Source organism: Aequoribacter sp., from assembly GCF_965659035.1.
Taxonomy (GTDB): Bacteria; Pseudomonadota; Gammaproteobacteria; order Pseudomonadales; family Halieaceae; genus Aequoribacter.
In genome coordinates, this window is sequence record NZ_CBFHWH010000002.1 from 23,689 (window position 1) to 39,430 (window position 15,742).

12 protein-coding genes are annotated in these 15,742 nt (G+C 50.9%); 5 read left to right on the forward strand and 7 right to left on the reverse strand.

The genetic code is table 11. The annotated features are described in order from the left end of the window. Nucleotides 1–61: 61 nt before the first annotated feature. The 6 genes from ACTF5Z_RS00810 to ACTF5Z_RS00835 form a co-directional block, all read right to left on the reverse strand. Complete coding sequence (locus ACTF5Z_RS00810; RefSeq protein ID WP_438984125.1) at nt 62–2,008, reverse strand: alpha/beta hydrolase family protein; 1,947 nt, start codon at nt 2,006–2,008, stop codon at nt 62–64. Beyond that, nucleotides 1,986–3,833, reverse strand: a complete 1,848-nt coding sequence (locus tag ACTF5Z_RS00815; protein WP_438984126.1) for a sulfotransferase — start codon at nt 3,831–3,833, stop codon at nt 1,986–1,988. Before ACTF5Z_RS00815 ends, ACTF5Z_RS00810 begins: the two co-directional genes overlap by 23 nt. Before the next feature lie 52 nt (nt 3,834–3,885). Then, complete coding sequence (locus ACTF5Z_RS00820; RefSeq protein ID WP_438984127.1) at nt 3,886–4,347, reverse strand: hypothetical protein; 462 nt, start codon at nt 4,345–4,347, stop codon at nt 3,886–3,888. Continuing rightward, the gene (locus ACTF5Z_RS00825) at nt 4,326–5,273 is read right to left on the reverse strand and encodes a class I SAM-dependent methyltransferase (protein WP_438984128.1); all 948 of its coding nucleotides are present in this window, start codon (nt 5,271–5,273) and stop codon (nt 4,326–4,328) included. Before ACTF5Z_RS00825 ends, ACTF5Z_RS00820 begins: the two co-directional genes overlap by 22 nt. Nucleotides 5,274–5,337: 64 nt before the next feature. Then, nucleotides 5,338–7,950, reverse strand: coding sequence for a TonB-dependent receptor plug domain-containing protein (locus ACTF5Z_RS00830; protein WP_438984129.1), 2,613 nt, complete (start codon nt 7,948–7,950; stop codon nt 5,338–5,340). Between the two features lie 237 nt (nt 7,951–8,187). Further along, entirely contained in the window at nt 8,188–9,534 is a 1,347-nt protein-coding gene (locus ACTF5Z_RS00835; RefSeq protein WP_438984130.1) for a sulfotransferase, read from the reverse strand. A gap of 135 nt (nt 9,535–9,669) precedes the next feature. Here ACTF5Z_RS00835 and ACTF5Z_RS00840 point away from each other — a divergent pair, with 135 nt between their 5' ends. Then, nucleotides 9,670–10,779 (forward strand): S-(hydroxymethyl)glutathione dehydrogenase/class III alcohol dehydrogenase, encoded by a 1,110-nt coding sequence (locus ACTF5Z_RS00840; protein ID WP_423849822.1) that lies wholly within the window; start codon nt 9,670–9,672, stop codon nt 10,777–10,779. Then, nucleotides 10,772–11,617 (forward strand): S-formylglutathione hydrolase, encoded by an 846-nt coding sequence (gene fghA / locus ACTF5Z_RS00845; RefSeq protein WP_438984131.1) that lies wholly within the window; start codon nt 10,772–10,774, stop codon nt 11,615–11,617. The genes ACTF5Z_RS00840 and fghA overlap by 8 nt, the downstream gene beginning before the upstream one ends. Nucleotides 11,618–11,624: 7 nt before the next feature. On the opposite strand, the gene ACTF5Z_RS00850 is transcribed toward fghA, so the two are convergent. Continuing rightward, nucleotides 11,625–12,245 carry a DNA-3-methyladenine glycosylase family protein gene (locus ACTF5Z_RS00850; RefSeq protein ID WP_438984132.1) on the reverse strand — a complete coding sequence of 207 codons (621 nt, stop codon included), beginning with the start codon at nt 12,243–12,245 and terminating at the stop codon, nt 11,625–11,627. Between the two features lie 101 nt (nt 12,246–12,346). Here ACTF5Z_RS00850 and ACTF5Z_RS00855 point away from each other — a divergent pair, with 101 nt between their 5' ends. From ACTF5Z_RS00855 to ACTF5Z_RS00865, 3 genes are all read left to right on the forward strand, one after another. Then, a complete protein-coding gene (locus ACTF5Z_RS00855; RefSeq protein WP_438984133.1) occupies nt 12,347–12,820 on the forward strand; it encodes a methylated-DNA--[protein]-cysteine S-methyltransferase in 474 nt (157 codons plus the stop codon). Nucleotides 12,821–12,893: 73 nt separating this feature from the next. Further along, nucleotides 12,894–14,903: a TonB-dependent copper receptor gene (locus tag ACTF5Z_RS00860; RefSeq protein WP_438984134.1), complete on the forward strand. Its 2,010-nt coding sequence runs from the start codon at nt 12,894–12,896 to the stop codon at nt 14,901–14,903. 11 nt (nt 14,904–14,914) lie between these two features. After that, nucleotides 14,915–15,742, forward strand: a complete 828-nt coding sequence (locus ACTF5Z_RS00865) for a class I SAM-dependent methyltransferase (RefSeq protein ID WP_438984135.1) — start codon at nt 14,915–14,917, stop codon at nt 15,740–15,742.

Here is a 15,742-nt window from a genome sequence, read left to right on the forward strand (position 1 = left end):
TAACAGACTTATAACCGTCCATCAAAAAAGGGCCCGTAGGCCCCTTTTAACTCCCAGCGCTTCAGTTGAGGTGTTTTTCCAGAAACGCCAGAACCTTGTTGTTGAGCTCAATGCGATTATCCACGTCGTAGAACCCGTGGCCTTCGCCATCTTTGGCTAACCATTCATAGGGATAATTGATTTCATCCAGCGCATCGCGCAGGGCTTCGGCGTGTTCGAAGGCGGCGCGGTGATCATCTACTCCATGAACAATAAACAAAGCTGCTTTCAGCTTATCTACATTGCGCGCGGGCGATTGCGCGATACGATCCGCTTCATTGTCCGGAAGTGTCGTATCAAGGTACGCTTCACCCCAGCGCGCAGTTTCAATATCTCCGGTTGTATAAAGCATATCAAGATCGTAAACCCCAACATAACCAATCGCGGCTTTATAAAGGTCGGGGTCAAGTATGGGCGATTGCAAGGCCGAATAGCCCCCGAAACTCGCACCAAAAATAGCTAAGCGGTTTTTGTCAGCAATGCCCTCATTAATTGCCCAATAGGTCGCATCGATGATGTCTTCTTGGGTTTTACGGCCCCACTCGCCATAGCCGGCGTCGCGGAAATTTGTACCATAGCCAGTCGAGCCTCGGAAATTGATTTGCAGCACCGCGTAGCCTTCAATTGCCAACATTTGAACCGAAGGATCATAACCCCACATATCTCTTGCATGGGGGCCCCCATGAGGCATCACAACCATTGGGAGGTTTTTGCCCTTGCTGTTGGGTGGCAACGTCAAATAGCCACGAAGCGTTGTACCATCGCGAGCACTTAATTCGATGGCATCTTGTGTAGCCAGGATCTTCGGGTCTATATGCGGGTAGGCATCCAGCAAGAAGGTCGCCTTTTTCTTCTCTGGCTCGAATAGATAATAGCGTGCCGGCAGATTCGGCGCCGACACCACGAATACAATTTTATCCCGATCTTCAGTAGCTGACGTTTGATAAACATATCCCTGAGGGAAGCTCGCCAACAGAGTTTGCTGCACTTGCGCCAATTCATGCGAGGAGTCTAGTGCGATGAACTCGGGATAATATTCGTCGATACGCACCCCATAAACCTGATCTTCTTTATCCGAGTACAACCTGCTGACGTCAGCCACCGGATGGACATAAACCTTTTCCGCTTCGCCTTTAAGCGGATCATACGAAAACACGCCAATCACCGACGTTTCAGGATCCGGTGCCAACATGAGAATACGCTCTTTGCCCTGCTCAAAAGTCAAGGGAGACACATCTTTTGTAAACGGCGAGTTCACCGGACGCCAATCGATCTTACCTTTGTCTCGATAAGAGAAAATCAAATTAAAATCGTCGTCCATACCCATCGCAAAACGCGCGTCTTTGTCTTCATCCAACAAAAATGTCGCGCCGCGAATATTGGTTTTGGTCAGTTCACGCGTCCGCCCATTGTGAATGTTCACGCGCATGACACTTGGCTGTAGATCTTTGCCCGCCACGCCACTCCATGGGTGGACTTCCACTAAGATGTGATCATCATCCAACTTACCCAGATAACGCCCTGAAGCCGCTATGGGCTCAACCCCCATAAAGCCAAAAATATTTTTGCCCTTAGAACCATCCGCATTCACCGCATATAACTCACCTGCACCACCGGGCATTTCCAGTGAACCGATCTTGCGTGCCATGGTAACCAGTAAGCGCTCATCGTTTAACCAGCGAATAGCTGCAACTTCCAGTGGATCTTTAAAGGTAACTAAAGACTTAACCGCTTTTGTCTCTAGATCAAGAATAGCGGCGGCGCGTTTTCCGTCTCGCAATATGCCAACCGCCAAATAATCGCCGCCTGGGGAGATCGACACGCTGGTAAACTCGGAGTGTTTCGCGAACATTTCAGCAACATCGGGTTGTTGGGCTATCGCTGCATTAACTATTCCTTGAGCCATCACAACGAAAATTAAAGCGAGGGTTTGAGCAACACGCATTCTATTCTCCAAAGGTTTTTCCATATTTCAATCCTAGCGCACTTTTGAGCAACCTTTCGAGTGGTTTTAGTTCTCTTTGGTAATGTTGCCATTCCTCGGTAAAACGAGCGGTCAGTGGCTCGCGGACCTGCGCCGAACTCAGCGTATCAATGTAACGCCCAGACTGCGCCCCTTGAAACGTCGTAGCAATTGGCTCAAGACCCAAGAATCGAGCCACACGAGAATCCACTGTGTTTGGGTCGTCCATCCAGCGTTCATAATCAATAAAACATATTTTTTCCGGCATGACGGCTTGCCAGTGAGATTTGTAGTCAATGTAGGCGGCGAAATACTCCGCCAAAGTCTCAAATTGATAAGAAAACTCGTATCCCGCAAACTGCTGTTTGTACAAAGACCAACATGCCGCTAATGGCGCTTTATCAAGCCATATAAATTTTGCGTGCGGCAAGACCGCACTAATTAGTGCTATCCATCGATAATTCAGCAGGAGCTTGTCGATGACGATGTTTGCCCCCGTTTGGCGTGCTGCTATATATTGGAGATAGTCGCTCAGGACTTTTCTCAGCTGAACATAAGAAGTATCTGAGCTTGAGTGGTCGTTAAGCCATACGCCAAGATTTCTATTCAGAATCTCAAGCTCACCCACACTGGTGACATCAGCATATTCAAGCAAGCGCTGTTCCAGCAAAGTACTGCCCGACCTGGGCAAGCCAACGATAAATACTGGCTGTGTATCGACATCTAGCGGTTTTAAATCTGTTTGCTCGATGGTTTTGTAATGTGCCATGACCGATCGCATAAGCCTCCGGTCATAGCCAACGTCATACGGCTGCTGCTGAGCGCGGATCAGATTTGCCGATTGGTAGGCAATAAAAGCTTTTTTGTACAAACTCTGACCGGCATACAGGGCACCCAAAGCGTAATTTAGATGCCCCCGATCAGTTGGATTTAAGTCTGCTTGGACAGCAACGCGCTCTGCAATGGATATAGCTTTTACTCGGTCCTGCTCGTCCAGAGGCATTTGACTCAGTCCCAGTAAGGCTTGTACGTTCCCCCTATCTGAGTCAAGAACTTGCCAAAGCATAGTGAGCGCTGCAGGATATACCCCAGTTTGGCGATATAAGTTCGCTAGATTGAGCGTGATGTCTGATCTACATTCTGCCGTCAACAAACTCTCGTAAATCGCTATTGCCTCCGAGATCTCACCTGTCGCCACCCGCAATTGGGCTCTTAAATGTGTTAAGGCCGCAGATTTTGGCCACGCCCTTGCCGCATGCACTAGTCCTTGCTCGGCTTCTTTGAGCTGTGTCGATTCAATCAACAGTCCAATGTACATTACCACGACTGACTCCCGACCAGAATCAATCGATAAACTATTGCGACAACTCTGCAGTGCCTGCGCAAGGTTGCCATTTAATCGATGCAACTTGGCACTTAATGACCACGTCCGTGCACTTGAGCGATGATGTTGCTGAAGCGCCGCAACCTTCGCCTCAGCGTCGGTTTTGTCCTCACGCGATAAAGCGCACTCAGCGCCGATAATAAGACCTGTCAAATCAGCCGGAGCAGTTGCGAGGATTTGAGTCGCTGCAGCCTCTGCACGCTCGAGATCGTTCAACTCAAAGTGTGCGCTAGCAAGGTTACCTTGTGCTTCAATGTAGTCAGGGCGCAACTCGATTGCGCGCTTAGCGGACAGCACGGCTTCTTCATAGGAACCTATTTTCAATAAAGTCGCCGCATGAATATTAAAGATATAAGGGTCATTGGGATAGTGTTCTAGTAACTGTCCTAAAACTCGAAGGGCGTCAGCAAAACGCCCTCGTCGATAATACTGAATGCAGTTTTGCACCGCGTCTCGTGGTGCAACATTCGCTTTGGACAACATCAAACAATTAAAACGTTTACTTTTCTTTCACCTTAAACCGCGTACCTGACACGGTTTTCAAAAAAACGCTTCCAAACATACCTTGCTCAAGCTCGACTTCGTCACCCACCTGCGCTAACGGGGCTATGCCACTTACCTGTTGAAAAACACGGCCGTCTTTAGAGACATACACTGGGCGGCGCTGATTATTCAAATAGATCTTTGCAATGACAAAGCCTTCGTATTCTTGTGCGGCAACATCGTAATTACCAATCACAGCGGCTTGAATAGATTCCTCGCGCTCTTTAATACGCGACACTGCCGGTCCCTGAACGTCTTTGGTGAGCGCCTCTTCGACACGCCCAGCGACCGAGTCATAGCACGCTAAACGCTCAGAGTCGTTGTTAATTTTACTGCAACTGAGCATATCCTGTGACGCCGCAGGAACACTAACAGTAGCGAGAATCGATACAAGAATTAAGTAATTTTGTGCGCGCATAGGGCCCATCCAATGATTGATTTGTCATCGCTTAGTATAGAGACTTCCGCAGAGCCAAAGCCAGCATCCGACAATATTTCCACAAAACGGTCAATGCCCTCCTGCGGCATAGCCACAGAACACATCTGCATGTGTCGCTCTCGAGTGGCTAAGGTTTCTTCGTAAACTCGCTTGATGAAGCGACTCGCGACCTGAGGCCCCTGACCTAGCACTTTAAAAAACTGCAAGCCACGAGTGACAAATTCAAACATGCTGGCATTGGCGGTGCTTAGATCGGTATTGCTTAGGTATTTCTCAGCGTACTGATTTACCTTTTTGCGCGCCTTCTCCGCCTTTGGATTGCGACTAAGAACGCGCAAATCACCTGCGACTTTGGCTTGGTGGGCGATAATTTGAAGTTGGTCTAGAAAGTCTCGAACTTCCCTCATATTGTATTCATTTACCGCACGAGCAGACATCTGCGAAACAATCGAATCAATATGATGGACTACGCCGAGATAGACCCCGTCTTTTTGAAGCACTCGACTCATCTCGGGTATCGATTTTTCGATATTGGAATACTCTATGCCGAACACTGAGCAAGCCATCGAAAAGCTGCCATCATTGAATGGCAGAGCCTCTATCGAGGTTCCCCCCAAAATCGTCGCTTGAATATTCTCTGCCTGATCCAAGCGCACTTGGACCGCATCTGGGATAGCAACTGCGGCTAAGTCAATGCCCTGGTACTGTAACGACAACCCCAAATCTAAACACATAGGAATCAGCGCACCATTACCACACGCCAACTCCAGTAATATTTCTGATCTTGGATTAGACGCAAACTGTTTTGCAAACCAATCCTTAATCGGCCCCTGATAACCCTCTTTAAAGTATTCACCAAAGGTTGTCGGATGTCCTTGCTGCCAAAACTCTGACCACGGATTCATGATATTTCCTAATGAAAAAAAAGGCCTGCAGAGCAGGCCTTCTCATTACTGCAGTACTCTGAAATTACATTTCAAGAGTGTAACGCAAGTACCATACGCGACCTACCAATGGATACTGGTATTCATCAACCTGAGTACCGAATGAATCCAACAATGGGTCTTCGTCAGTGACGTTATTCGCACCAAAGGTTACCGTACCCCAAGAATCGAAGTTGTAGCCGACAGACGCGTTCATAACATCCCACGCTTTGTACTTGGTGTCTGAGCTATTAGACTCCGACTCGCCAATGTAATCCCAAGCAAGGTTCGCGAACATATTGTTCATAGACCATGCAACGTAAGCATTCATACGCCATTCAGGGAAGCCCAACGTACCTGCAGCGTTGTACAAGTCGCCCGTACCGTAGCTACGCTCTGCATCGTAGTTCAAGTACTGCGTTGCATTCCAGCCCATGTTGAACTGTCCGTAGTCCGTAGACAACAGACCGTTTACAGCGTAGTCAAGTGCTTCACGCTCTACATCGGTTACCGCATTCTGGAAGCCCGCATCGATGCGAGTCACACCACCCACAGCATTACGCTCTACATTGGGGTTGTTTCCGTTGGTTTGCAAATCAACATCCAACTGGTCTTGGGCTGAGGTGTACTCGATCGCATCTTCAAGCGTTAACGTGAAGTGGTTGATCGAAGCATACCAGCCATCCAAGAACTCCCAAGTTACACCGATAGACATCGTTTCCGAGGTTTCAGCGTCAAGATTGGGGTTTGAACCAATATAGGTATCAAACTGCTTAGAAGGACATGGGTCCTGCCCAGCAATTTCACAACCTAAGTAGTCCCTTGCGCTCTCAGCTGAGAACGAAGTGGCACCGTACAAGTCTGACAGATCAGGAGCACGGAAGCCTTGTCCCCAAGAACCTTTAATCTGCACGCGGTCATAGCCCGGTACCGTCATGGTGAAACCTAGGCGAGGCGAAGTCGCTGTACCGAAATCAGAGTAATCGTCGTGACGAACGGCCGCATCAATTTCCAACCAGTCAGTCACTGGGAAGATCGCTTCTACAGAGAACGCGGTCACATCACGAGAACCTTCCGCAGAGTTACCCGCAGATCCACCGATCAGACCCGCTTCTGACTGAGCGTCGACAAGGGCTGCGTAATTCACTTCGTAGTACTCTGCACCAAAGTAGCTAGATGCAGTACCGCCCGCCATTTCGAACATATCCCACTGCAAACCGGCAAACCATTTTTTCATGTTTTGACGATCATCGTTATGGGTTGTCGCTTTGATGTTTGCGACGAACTGATCGAAGTCTTGGATGTCGTACGCAATGTTGTACGCAAGACCGGCGTAGCTCAGGTAGTACATACCTACTGACGACGACCGGTAGTCAGAGTAAGTGTAGTTCAGATCCCAGCTCAGATTGCTTGCCAACTCACCCGTCAAACCGATGTTGATATCTTTAAACGTATCGTTTACGACGTTGTCACGTGTACCGATGTCAGTCCAACGGAAGTAACCGAAGGTGGCACCGATATCGTTACGTGGATCACCAGGGATAGTTGGACCCGTAGCTGCTGGAGGTGCGTAGCGACCGAAAGACTCATTATCAGACATAATAACGTCGATATAACCATCAATGCTGTCGGTCAATTTGTACTCAGCAGAAACCCATGAGTTGATACGCTCCAAGCCAGCGCGGTTTGCAGACACAAGACCAAACGCATAGCCGCAGTAATATCCAGACTCAGGACCAAACACCAAGTCAGCGCGCATTACACCTGCGAAACCGTTAACACCATCCTGACAGTTAGCACCCGGTGTCACATACCACGTATTTTGGTCATTGGGATCGTATGCTACGTTCGGGTCATAATTTGGATTCAGTAGCGTATAGCCGTAAAACGAGACGCCAACAGTCTCAGCGTAACCGAGAATATCACCGTCACCGTCATAGTCGCCATAGCGCGCCGCGGTAAACTTGCGGTCGGCGTCAAAGATAGGGTCTTTCTTATCGAATTCGATACCGAAAGTCACGCTACCGCGGTCGTTAGATGCGCCTGCCAGGAAAGAAATACTTTCCTCTGTACCGTCATCACGATCTCGATCGCCCATACGGCCAGCAATACGCACACCGTCGTAACCTTTTTTCAGTACGACGTTTACTACACCCGCTACCGCGTCAGAGCCGTAAACTGCAGATGCACCGTCAGGAATGATTTCTACACGGTCAACCGCAGAGAAAGGAATCAGGTTCAAGTTCACGGTACCACCGCCACCCAAAGAAGGCGAGCCAGCGACACGGCGACCATTGATCAACACCAAAGTACGGCTTGCACCAGCACCGCGAAGGTTGATAGTCGCGTTTGACTGAGCGCTGCTACCTGATGACTCACGGAACGAACCCAGTGAGTTCAAAGTTGATGAACGCAGAGCGTCAGCAACAGAGATATCGCCTTGGATTTCCATGTCTTCAGCGTTAATTGTAATAATTTCTTGCGACTGGGTATTGGTGGTACGCTTGATACGCGAACCAGTAACCAGTACCTCTTCTACTACTTCTGCGCTCTCGTCAGCATCTTGCGCATAGGTATAACCGCCTGACAGCAACAGCGCGCCAGAGGTAATACCGATTGCGTAACGCACTGCATCTCGCATTGGGTTTGGTTTTACCATGTTACATCTCCCCGGTAAGAATAATTTAAGTTTTGGGTAACAAGGTCTTTATTTGACCCCATTATCCACAGCCGTCCACACCGTATGGACGGTAGCCCCACATTTATACTGCTTCAGAAAAAATTTTGAAAGGCGTTTTTGACAAGCCAAATCACAAATAATTCACAAAACCTTAAAAAAACTGCTTTTTTTTTCGTTTTGGCGCTGGGACGACAGAAAGCCGTCCACAAATGACCCCTAGCTCTTGAAGCCAAACACGTTGTCCGAGTGCAATTTTAATTGTGCAAGCTGTCGCAAATACGGTTGCAAGAATTTCTGATATTTTAAACCCGCTCCCAATGACTTCGTCGAGATGGGTTGGCGCACTTGGATAGAACTTGGGGTCAACACAGCCTGGGTGCTTTTTCGCAAGTCGTAGCAAGCCGGCTCATCGGCCAGCCCACAGTACGTCAACAGCCCAGAGATTTCAGTTTTAGGCGTTGATGCAAGTTTTGCATAATCGAGATGATAGATTTGCCCCGGGAACAGCGTGTTCCAATGATTCATCAACGAAACGTAGCCCTGCCAGTGAAAGATAATGCCTTCTAGCGAGTAGCTAAATTCATACCCTTTATCGAAGTAACGCCGATACACCCCCATCGCATTATCCAGAGGGTCGCGAACGACGTTGATGATCTTAGCTTTGGGGTATAGCAGTTTGATCAGACCGATATGCAAAAAATTATTGGGGTTTTTATCAATCAAATAAGGCGTCTGGCCATTGTACTGCTTTATCGCACCGCTATAGGCTTCCTGCATCTTAATTGCCAGATCTGCGTCTGGTGTATCCAGAAATTTGGCATACCCCCCCGCCTCTTCGAGCTCTATAGACAAATGCCCGAGCTTAACCAACTCGTCGGTCGCGGCAACCTGAGAATGTGCGGCTAGAATTTGCTCCACCAGCGTCGTACCCGATCTCGGCATCCCAACAATAAAAACGGGTGTAAAGTCGCTTTCAAGATATGATGAGATGGAAGATACTTGCATTAGCTCATTAATGAGCTTGTGGTACAGCTCTCCCTGAAAAGGTCTGATTTGGGCAAGAATATCGTTAGCCGCGTTAAAGTCTGCGAACGCTTGCTCATGGTTGCGGACTAAATCAAGCGCGTTGCCGCGGGCAAACAGTAATAGTGCACGATAGCCCGGCAAGGTTGACTCCAAATCTAAGAGCTTTTGGATCTCAGCCAAATCTTCTTCGTGCAGAGAGCGACTGCTTAAATCCGCCAAGGACCAATAGACGATGGCTCGCAGCGCTACCTCACCGTGAAGTGCTTTCCTGTAGGCTTGCTCGGCAGCACTGACATCGCCTAATGCCTTGTAGGCATGTCCCCGATTGACCGTAAGCATTGGGTCACTAAATCCTTTGCTCTCTGCGTCATCAAATAGATCTAGCGCATCTTGGGTATGCCCCACGCGCTGCAAGTTAATCGCTAGTTGATAAATAAGGCTTGGATCGTCTTGGGTTGATACGGCAGCCTGCAGAAGTGCAATCGCGTCGAAATAATCACCCTTGTCTATCGCATCTTGTATCGCAAGATCGAGCATGCTGTTTTACCCCTGTCAAATTCAAGTTCGCATCCTAAACCAAGGCAAGGCGAGTCTCCACTCAAGACTGGCAAAGTGTGAACTAAGCGTCTACATTTATAGGCTATATCCCAGTTATCGATAGGAAGTATCACCATGAAAACCCAAGCCGCCGTCGCCTTCAAAGCCGGAGCCCCGCTTGAAATCTGCGAGGTCGACCTCACAGGCCCTAAAGCGGGCGAAGTCTTGGTCGAGATCAAGGCCACGGGCGTGTGCCACACCGATGCCTTTACACTGTCAGGTGACGACCCGGAGGGGGCCTTCCCAGCCATATTAGGGCACGAAGGCGCAGGCATTGTGCGCGAGGTTGGCGCGGGCGTAACTTCCTTAAAGCCCGGTGATCACGTTATTCCTTTATACACCCCAGAGTGTCGCGAGTGCGATTTTTGCCTGCACCCCAAAACCAACCTATGCCAAGCCATTCGCACCACACAAGGCCAAGGTGTTATGCCTGACGGCACCAGCCGGTTTAGCTTAGATGGCACCCCCATTTTGCACTACATGGGTTGCTCGACCTTTTCGAATTACACCGTGCTACCTGAAATTGCCTTAGCAAAAGTGCGCGAAGACGCACCCTTCGACAAAATTTGCTACATCGGCTGCGGTGTCACCACGGGTATTGGTGCCGTCGCCTTCACCATGAAGGTTGAACCCGGCTCTACGGTTGCAGTGTTTGGCTTGGGCGGCATTGGTCTTAACGTCATTCAAGGTGCAAAAATGGTCGGTGCCACACGTATTATTGGCGTCGATTTAAACCCCGAGCGCGAGGCATTGGGGCGCCATTTTGGCATGACTGATTTCGTGAACCCTGCAGACTGCGAAAACTTGGTAGACCACATCGTACAAATGACCGGCGGCGGTGTGGACTACAGCTTCGAGTGTATTGGCAATGTGAATGTTATGCGCGATGCCCTAGAGTGCTGCCACAAAGGCTGGGGGCAAAGCTGCATTATTGGCGTAGCCGGCGCGGGTCAAGAGATTGCAACTCGGCCCTTCCAGTTGGTGACAGGCCGTTCGTGGCGCGGCACCGCTTTCGGGGGAGCCAGAGGCCGCACCGACGTGCCTAAGATTGTCGATTGGTACATGGAGGGCAAGATCAACATCGACGATTTAATCACCCACACTATGCCCTTAAGTGAGATAAACACCGCTTTTGACTTGATGCATGCTGGTAAGAGTATTCGCTCGGTCGTTTTGTATGATTAACATTCTTTCGCGCACTAAGGTCTTTGGCGGCGAGCACATTCGCTTCTCACACGAATCCCAGGTCAATAACTGCACCATGACTGCCGCTATTTTTTTACCGCCGCAGACACATGAGTTTGCTGCCCCCTTGTTGGTCTGGCTGTCGGGTCTGACCTGCAACGACGAGAACTTCATGACCAAAGCGGGCGCGTTTCGAGTTGCCGCCGAACTGGGTATTGCAATTGTGGCCCCCGACACCTCACCACGAGGCGAGCATGTGCCCGACGACCCAGAGGGCGCCTACGACTTCGGCTTGGGCGCAGGGTTTTATCTCAATGCCACACAGGCACCCTGGGATGAAAACTATCAGATGTACGATTATATCGTGTCAGAATTACCCGACGTGTTAGGCGAGCATTTCCCTGTCGATACCGACAACATGTCGATCTCGGGCCACTCGATGGGCGGCCATGGCGCGCTAACCATTGCACTGAAAAACCCCTCGCGCTTTCAATCGGTATCAGCCTTTGCGCCCATTTGCGCTCCCATGGATTGCGCTTGGGGTGAAAAGGCCTTTGCTAACTACTTGGGTGACAACGAAGATGAATGGGCCAAATACGATACCTGTGCCCTCATCGAGGCAGGCGCGCCCGAGCTACCCACCCTGATCGATCAAGGCTTAGCGGACTCATTTTTAGAGGATCAGCTACTGCTAGATGAACTGGAGGCCGTGTGCGAAGACACGGGTTACAACGCCATCATACGCAAACACCCAGGTTATGATCATTCGTACTTTTTTATCAGCACGTTTATCGACGATCATATTCGCTTTCATTGGGATCATTTGCGCGAGACTTAATGAGGTACTACGCGCTGTTAGTCGCCCCATAATAGTGCCACGCCAGCAGCGACAAGGCACTGCGGTGGGGGCGCCAGCGCTCACCCCACTGCTCGAGCTCGGCTTCGGTTAAACGCCCTTCGGCGCCCACCATGCGGCTAATACCCACTCGTACCGCCAAGTCACCGGTAGGCCAGACATCGGTGCGCTGCAGGTTAAACAATAAGTACATATGTGCGGACCAGCGCCCAAACCCGGGCAACGCGGTTAAAGCCTTAACCACCGATTCATCGTCCATACTGGGAAAGTCAGCTAACACTAACTCACCGTTCAGCAGGGCATCTGCCAGCGCCCGCAAATAGCGTATTTTGGGGCGCGACATGCCAACTGCTCGCAATTCGTCGTCGCTGAAACTGTGAATTTTACCGTAGCCGCCGTCACCCAATAAATCCGATAAGCGCTGATTAATGGTGGCGGCTGCCTTAGTACTTAACTGCTGGCCCACAATAATGCGCACCAACGCCATATCGTCCGATTTACCCACGCGCTCCGGCGGGTAGCCTACTTGCTGGAGTGCTTGTGCAACGTACTGGCAACGATCGGCGAGCGTATCTAGAGCTGAACAAACGTCAGGGTAAGATAAAGCCATGTTTTGGTTTGCTCCGCTACGATGTGATTTGAGTACTTTTGATGTAAGGCACACACCTGGCCCATGGCATACTGTAGCAACATTTACAGGGAATCACGATCATGTATTTCTGCTACCACAGCTCACCTTTGGGCACCCTGCGCTTGGCGGGTACCGACCAAGCACTGCACCAATTATTCTTTCCGAACGCTTTTGCGGTAGGCGAGGCTCCCGAGGACTGGATCTATCAAGAGGAGCCGTTTACCGCAGTGCGACAACAGCTCGACGCCTACTTTGCCGGCAAGCTAAAACACTTTGAATTAAATTTAGCCCCAAGCGGGACCCCGTTTCAGCGCGATGTGCTTAAGGCACTACAGCAAATACCGTATGGCGAAACGCGTGCCTACAGCGATATCGCCACAAGTATTGCGCGCCCCAAAGCCGTGCGCGCGGTGGGAGCTGCCAACGGCCGCAACCCAATCGCTATCATTATCCCGTGCCATCGAGTCATTGGCCGCAACGGCTCACTCACGGGATTTGGTGGCGGTTTAAAGGCAAAGCAATCGTTGCTGAACCTAGAAGCCAACCACTGTTGAAGTGTGCGCTTTTGTCGCACGCCTTGCTCTGTGAAGGGCTTTAGAATACGCGTTTTTGATGCAGGAACGATCAATGCAACGCTCTAAACTTTACTTGGCTTTAAGCTTTGCCTGCTTAAGCGCTCAAACCCTGGGTGATACCCAAAATCAAGAGGAGATTATCGTGACGGCGCCCGCTATGGCTGCACCGCTCACGGTGGCCATTGATGCCAAGGCTCCGCAACAGCCCATGCCGGCTAACGATGGGGCCGCATTTTTGAAGACGACGCCGGGCTTTAATGTTATTCGCAAAGGTGGCACCAGTGGCGATCCCGTTTTCCGTGGCCAAGCAGCTTCTCGATTAAATTTAGTCATGGATGGTATGGCTTTTGGTGGCGGTTGCGGCAGCCGCATGGACCCGCCCACGGCCTACATTTTTCCGGAAAGCTACGACACCGTAACCATTATTAAAGGCCCGCAAACCGTTGCGCATGGCGCTGGGCATTCTGCGGGCGTGGTTTTATTCGAAAACACAGCTAAGCCTGCAGAAGGGTTCTCAGGCGACCTGAGTCTGCTCAGCAGCGCATGGAACCGCACCGACGCTCTGGCCGATGTCCATTGGGGCAACGCCCAAGGCTTTGTCGACTTGAGTGCTAGCCACGCCGAATCAGACGACTACCAAGATGGTGCCGGCAACGAAGTCCACAGTGCTTACGAACGTCGTAGTGGCAGTGTTCGTGTTGGCTACACGCCGACACCACTTACCGAACTGTCTATTGATTATACTCAAAGCGAGGCCGAAGCGTCCTACGCCGATCGCGGCATGGATGGTGCTGTGTTCGACCGCGAAAGCTATGGCATCACCGCGCGCCATAAAGGCATCAGCGAACACCTTAAAAGTGCCGAGGTTCGAGCCTACCACACCTACATTGACCACGTGATGGACAACTACAGTCTGCGTGATAAAGCCCCGATGATGGGCTATATGGTCAGTAACCCTGACCGATCAACTGACGGCGTTAATGTGACTCTGGAATGGCATGTGACCGACGCTCGCAGTTTGACGACAGGCTTAGTTTGGCAAAGCGATGAGCATAGTAACCGATCGATGATGGGCATGACGAAAGCCATGGCGGACACCTACACAAGTAAACCTCGTCTGGTCGATTTGAGCACAGAGTCTGTGGGTGTGTTTGCAGAGTTAGAGCAACAATTAGGCGATCAAACCCGTTGGATTAGCGGCTTGCGCGTCGATGACTGGGAAGCCGACCGTTTAGGGCTTGCGACGCCAGTGAGCGCGTCTGAGACTGTCACTGCCGCGTTTACTCGGTTTGAATATGACTTTGCCGACGACTCGGTAACCACCTATTTTGGTATCGGCTACACCGAGCGCCCGATGGATTACTGGGAGGCCGTCAGCGCCGCGGGACTTACCGCAACCGCACAGCTAAAGCCCGAAGCAACCACCCAAGTAGACCTTGGATTTTTGTGGCGCCAAGGGCATTGGAATGGCTCCGTCTCGGCATTCTACGGGCTCGTGGACGACTACATTTTGATTTACTCGGGCATGATGCCCAGCCCTCGTTTAAATAACTGCGCCAGTGGCATGATGAGCGTAACCTGCAGCGGCAATATCAACGCAGAACGTTACGGTTTTGAGGCTGACGTGCAAGGTCAACTGAGTGATACGCTCAGCGTTAAAGCAAATATGGCATGGGTACGAGCCCACAACGACACTCACGATCGAGCACTCGCACAAACACCCCCGCTCGATTTAACCATCAGCCTAGAACACAAAGGTAAGGCTTGGACCAGCGGCCTAGTCGCGCGTTACATTGGCGAGCAAGACCGTATCGATCGCGGTTACGGCACCATCGTTGGTCAAGACATCGGCGCCACCGGTGAAGCGGCAATCTTATCCGTGCACTCATCAACCAACTTAACAAAAGATATTCGATTAGCTTTAGGGCTGGATAACATCGCCGATACCGACTACGCCGAGCATTTGTCTCGCGCGGGCAGCGCAGTCGAGGGCTACCCAGCAATTGACAAGGTCAGTGAGCCTGGCCGAACATGGTGGGCTAAATTATCTTATTCGTTTTAGGGTAGGCGCTTATGTCTCAAGACAACTCAGCCCAAAAGGTGTACTGGAATGACACCGCCGGACCCAGCTGGGTGGCGGCACAAGCCAACTTAGACGCCATGCTTGAACCGCTGTCGGCACAGGCGATTGCCAGAGCCGCAGCGCGGTCCAACGAGCAAGTATTGGATGTAGGCTGCGGTTGCGGGGCAACTACCCTAGCTCTTGCCGAATCGGGCGCACAAGTCACGGGCGTTGATTTATCAGAACCCATGATCAACCGCGCAAAAGAGCGTGCGGCGGGTTCTGACAACATTGAGCTGATCGTTAAAGACGCATGCGTCTACGACACTAAACATCAATTTGACCTGATATTTTCGCGGTTTGGGGTGATGTTTTTCGCCGACCCCTACGAAGCATTTGGGCACCTGCACGCACAGCTTAAACCTGACGGTCGTCTCGTATTTATCTGCTGGCAAGCGCCCGACCAAAACCCTTGGATGGCACTACCGGGCCGAGCGGTAGCGCCCTTCTTGCCACCACTCGATCCAGCGCCACAACCTACCGACCCAGGCCCGTTCGCGCTAGCCAACCCCGACTACTGCAGCGATATTCTGACACAAGCAGGTTTTCACAGTATCGAGCACCAAAGCATCGAGGCCGGCATGTATTTGGGCGCCGATCTTGATGAAGTCATGAACTACCAACGGTTTGTAGGACCCGTTGCGCGCGTCGTCAAAGAACTGCAGGGCGAGCAGCAAGAGGCAGCCATCGCGGCAGCGCGTGCGGCCTTCGAGCCGCATATGACGAAATCAGGGTTGAGCTTGCCAGGTCGAGCGTGGCTCGTATCAGCCACCGCGTAA

What these genes read in the sequence shown, in the direction of transcription:
- ACTF5Z_RS00810 (WP_438984125.1), bottom strand. Translation starts at nt 2,008, where the DNA reads ATGGAAAAACCTTTGGAGAATAGAATGCGTGTTGCTCAAACCCTCGCT.
- ACTF5Z_RS00820 (WP_438984127.1), bottom strand. Translation starts at nt 4,347, where the DNA reads ATGCGCGCACAAAATTACTTAATTCTTGTATCGATTCTCGCTACTGTT.
- ACTF5Z_RS00825 (WP_438984128.1), bottom strand. Translation starts at nt 5,273, where the DNA reads ATGAATCCGTGGTCAGAGTTTTGGCAGCAAGGACATCCGACAACCTTT.
- ACTF5Z_RS00830 (WP_438984129.1), bottom strand. Translation starts at nt 7,950, where the DNA reads ATGGTAAAACCAAACCCAATGCGAGATGCAGTGCGTTACGCAATCGGT.
- ACTF5Z_RS00835 (WP_438984130.1), bottom strand. Translation starts at nt 9,534, where the DNA reads ATGCTCGATCTTGCGATACAAGATGCGATAGACAAGGGTGATTATTTC.
- ACTF5Z_RS00840 (WP_423849822.1), top strand. Translation starts at nt 9,670, where the DNA reads ATGAAAACCCAAGCCGCCGTCGCCTTCAAAGCCGGAGCCCCGCTTGAA.
- fghA (WP_438984131.1), top strand. Translation starts at nt 10,772, where the DNA reads ATGATTAACATTCTTTCGCGCACTAAGGTCTTTGGCGGCGAGCACATT.
- ACTF5Z_RS00850 (WP_438984132.1), bottom strand. Translation starts at nt 12,245, where the DNA reads ATGGCTTTATCTTACCCTGACGTTTGTTCAGCTCTAGATACGCTCGCC.
- ACTF5Z_RS00855 (WP_438984133.1), top strand. Translation starts at nt 12,347, where the DNA reads ATGTATTTCTGCTACCACAGCTCACCTTTGGGCACCCTGCGCTTGGCG.
- ACTF5Z_RS00860 (WP_438984134.1), top strand. Translation starts at nt 12,894, where the DNA reads ATGCAACGCTCTAAACTTTACTTGGCTTTAAGCTTTGCCTGCTTAAGC.
- ACTF5Z_RS00865 (WP_438984135.1), top strand. Translation starts at nt 14,915, where the DNA reads ATGTCTCAAGACAACTCAGCCCAAAAGGTGTACTGGAATGACACCGCC.